The organism is Mycobacterium sp. (assembly GCF_040509115.1).
Classification (GTDB): domain Bacteria; phylum Actinomycetota; class Actinomycetes; order Mycobacteriales; family Mycobacteriaceae; genus Mycobacterium.
Window position 1 is genome coordinate 1 of the sequence record NZ_JBEVLO010000364.1, and the last position, 2,823, is coordinate 2,823.

Here is a 2,823-nt window from a genome sequence, read left to right on the forward strand (position 1 = left end):
GTCGGCGAGGTGCTGCGCAGCTATTCACAGGTCGTCATCCCGGAGATGAACCTGGGCCAGCTCGCGCTGCTGCTGCGGGGCAAGTTCCTGGTAGACATCCAATCGGTGACGAAGGTGGAAGGCATGGCGTTCCTGGCCGAGGAGGTGGAGGGCATCATCGATTCGGCCCTTGACGGAACGTTGCGCGAAAAGGAAAGCGACAAGGCCACGTTCGCACGGTTGGCAGCAGCCACCGTGGAGCTGGCCGTAGGAGCGGACGCATGACGACAGCGAGAAGCGAAGCGGATTCCGCATCGACCCAGTTGATCGGCACGGACCTCGGCATCACGCCCGCAGGCCTGACGAAGATCAGCGGCGTGCCGACCACCGACCAGCCGCAGAAGGCCAAGGACTTCGCCAGTGACCAGGAGGTCCGCTGGTGCCCGGGATGCGGTGACTACGTCATCCTCAACACCATCCGCAGCTTCCTGCCCGAACTCGGGCTCAAGCGCGAGAACATGGTGTTCGTCAGCGGTATCGGCTGCTCAAGCCGGTTCCCGTACTACCTCGAGACCTACGGGCTGCACTCCATCCACGGCCGCGCCCCGACCTTCGCCACCGGTCTGGCACTGGCCCGCGACGATCTGTCGGTCTGGGTCGTCACCGGTGACGGCGATGCGCTCTCGATCGGCGGCAACCACCTGATCCACGCGCTGCGCCGCAACGTGAACATCACCATCCTGCTGTTCAACAACCGCATCTACGGCCTGACCAAGGGCCAGTACTCACCCACCTCCGAGGTCGGCAAGGTCACCAAGTCGACGCCCATGGGCTCGCTGGACTATCCGTTCAACCCGGTTTCACTGGCACTGGGCGCCGAGGCCAGCTTCGTCGGTCGTGCGCTGGACTCGGACAAGAAGGGCCTGACCGAGGTGCTGCGGGCCGCGGCGTCGCACCGGGGTGCCGCGCTCGTCGAGATCATGCAGGACTGCCCGATCTTCAACGACGGTTCGTTCGACGTGCTGCGCAAGGAGGGCTCAGAGGAGCGGTTGATCAGCGTCTCGCACGGTCAGCCCATCACGTTCGGCGCCGACGGCGAGTACTGCGTGGTGAAGTCCGGATACGGCCTCGAGGTCGCCAAGACCGCCGACGTCGCAGTCGGCGAGATCGTGGTGCACGACGCCAATCTCGACGATCCCGCGTACGCGTTCGCCCTGTCGCGCCTTTCCGAGCAGAACCTCGAGCACACCGTCATGGGGATCTTCCGTCAGGTCAGTCGACCCACGTACGACGAGATGGCCCGTAATCAGGTCACCTCTGCGATGGAATCCAAGCCCCACGACGCCGCCGCTCTGCAATCCTTGCTTCGTGGCAAAGACACTTGGAACGTCGAGTAACACCGACCCGGCCGTAACCCCATCCGCTCCGCTCGCTGGGCCGAATTCGCTCGCTCCGCTCGCGGCTATCGTGCTGGCGGGAGGCGCCTCACGACGCATGGGCCGCGACAAGGCCACCATGCAATTCTCCGGCCACACGTTCGTCGAACAGGTGGTCGCCACTCTGGGTTCGCGGTGTGCGCCCGTGTTCGTGGTCGCCGCGCCTGGCCAGCCACTGCCGCCGCTGGATGCGGAGGTGCTCCGCGACGACGTTCGCGGGGTCGGACCGCTGCTGGCCACGGCGAGGGGGCTGCGAGCGGCCGCCGAGGCTGGCCTCGAGCGCGCCTTCGTCTCGGCCGTCGACATGCCCTACCTGACCGTCGACGTCATCGACGTGCTCATCGGTCCGTCGATTCGGCTGGGCGCCGACGTGGTGCTGCCGTGGGACGGCCGTGACCACTATCTGGCCGGTGTCTATCGCACCGACCTCTGCGCCAAGGCCGAGGAACTGGTGGCCGCAGGGGAGCGCAGCATGCGTGCGTTGGTGACGGCCGTCGATACCCAGCGCGTGGTCATGTCCGAGCAGCGGTCCTTGACGAATGTCAATGCCCCCGCCGATCTCGAATAAGGTCAGCAAATTGCGAATTGTGTCACCAACGGAGCGCAATTAATCGTGTGCCGTGCGAATGACAATTTAGTGTGACACCTGAGGTTTGATATCGGCACCATTTATTCGACGGGTTGATTTCCCGGGTGGATCCATTTCACGACAACAGTCGGCCGGGATCGGTTGCCCGCTAGGGGATCTGGCACCGCGCGAATTGGCCGCAAATCGGCACGGACGTCGGGGCTGATCAAATTCGCGCCGCGCTGCAGAGTCGCCATTGCGGGCGTTGGCTGCGCCGATGCGTCGCGGGGGTAAGCGCCTCGGGCGGCGGTCGTGTCCAGCGCGCGGCCGTCATCGCTGGAACCTCTTGTCGCACAGCCACCTTGGTTGCTGTGCGGCCGGACGGCCAATCAGCCGAGCCAAGTTGGTGATTGGGCACGAGTCTCGGAAATGCGTTGCGCTGCATTAAGTGTGGAGAACACTCTTCGGCTGCTGAAGCCGACAATGGCCAGCGAAGGTTTCCTGGCCTCGGAGCTGTCCTCGGTGGGATCCGGACGGTGAAGGTGCTCGTCGGTGACCGATCCCCGAGTGGCGGGTGTGGCTAGTGTGACTCGCGATACCCGCTCGATGTGAACCACTTCACAAAATCATGGTGATATGGCTCACGAAGGATCGGCTGAACTGGTCTTTCCGGTGCCGGGCGAAACTCGCTGATGACCTGCGCGGATATCGAATATGTTGATCGTGATCGTTCCGTTATCAAGCTGGGAGACGTCCGCTTCGCAATGTGACTTCTCTCAGAAACGTTTGTACCTTCCAATTGTCTCCATAACCGGAGCCGAACAATTTCAAACCACGAAC

At 63.5% G+C, this 2,823-nt stretch carries 2 protein-coding genes and 1 pseudogene; all 3 read left to right on the forward strand.

Annotation, left to right across the window (positions count from 1 at the left end; all coding sequences use genetic code 11):
• Positions 1 to 264: pseudogene (locus ABW137_RS25405) on the forward strand (2-oxoacid:acceptor oxidoreductase subunit alpha); the annotation flags it as partial.
• Positions 261 to 1,376, forward strand: a complete 1,116-nt coding sequence (locus tag ABW137_RS25410; protein WP_526404231.1) for a thiamine pyrophosphate-dependent enzyme — start codon at positions 261 to 263, stop codon at positions 1,374 to 1,376. The pseudogene ABW137_RS25405 and the gene ABW137_RS25410, both read left to right, overlap by 4 nt.
• Positions 1,348 to 1,983, forward strand: coding sequence for a molybdenum cofactor guanylyltransferase (gene mobA, locus ABW137_RS25415; protein WP_526404232.1), 636 nt, complete (start codon positions 1,348 to 1,350; stop codon positions 1,981 to 1,983). The genes ABW137_RS25410 and mobA overlap by 29 nt, the downstream gene beginning before the upstream one ends.
• Positions 1,984 to 2,823 lie beyond the last annotated feature (840 nt).

Bases quoted from the DNA above. Each gene is read 5' to 3' on its own strand.
- ABW137_RS25410 (WP_526404231.1), top strand. From the start codon at position 261: ATGACGACAGCGAGAAGCGAAGCGGATTCCGCATCGACCCAGTTGATC.